The organism is Streptomyces sp. MMG1121 (genome assembly GCF_001280015.1).
Classification (GTDB): domain Bacteria; phylum Actinomycetota; class Actinomycetes; order Streptomycetales; family Streptomycetaceae; genus Streptomyces.
Window position 1 is genome coordinate 1 of record NZ_LGDV01000070.1, and the last position, 543, is coordinate 543.

The following is a 543-nucleotide window of genomic DNA, read 5'->3' on the forward strand; positions in this document are numbered from 1 at the left end:
CGCCCCATCCACTCCGCAAACACCACCGACTCCGACAACAACCCCAACGCCATCCCCACCCACTGCGCCCCCTGACCCGGAAACACAAACACCACACCCTCGGGATGAGTGCCCGGCGCGGCGTCCGGCGCGACAGCGAGTGCCGCCAAACGCTCGATCGCCTCCGCGTGAGTGCCTGCGACCACAACATCGCGGTGAGGAAAGGAAGTGCGGGTGGTCAGGAGCGACAGGGCGACGTCGGGCAGCGGGATGTCGGGGTGGGCACGGAGGTGGTCGGCGAGGGAGTCCGCCTGGGCGCGCAGTGCGTCGGGGGTCTTGCCCGACAGGGCCAGCGGTACCACGCCGTTGGGGACGGTACGTGCCGGGGCGGGGGTGTCGGAGGGCTCCGCGGGCCGGGCCTGCTCCAGGATGATGTGGGCGTTGGTGCCGCTGATGCCGAAGGACGACACCCCCGCACGCCGCGGCTCGTCCCGCTCGGGCCACTCCCGCGCCTCGGTCAGCAACTCCACCCCACCCGCCGACCAGTCCACCTCAGGCGTCGGA

General features: G+C 71.6%; 1 protein-coding gene. It reads right to left on the reverse strand.

The annotated features are described in order from the left end of the window. Positions 1–543, reverse strand: a 543-nt coding sequence (locus ADK64_RS08020; RefSeq protein ID WP_324614373.1) for a ketoacyl-synthetase C-terminal extension domain-containing protein, incomplete at both ends; no start/stop codon positions are given.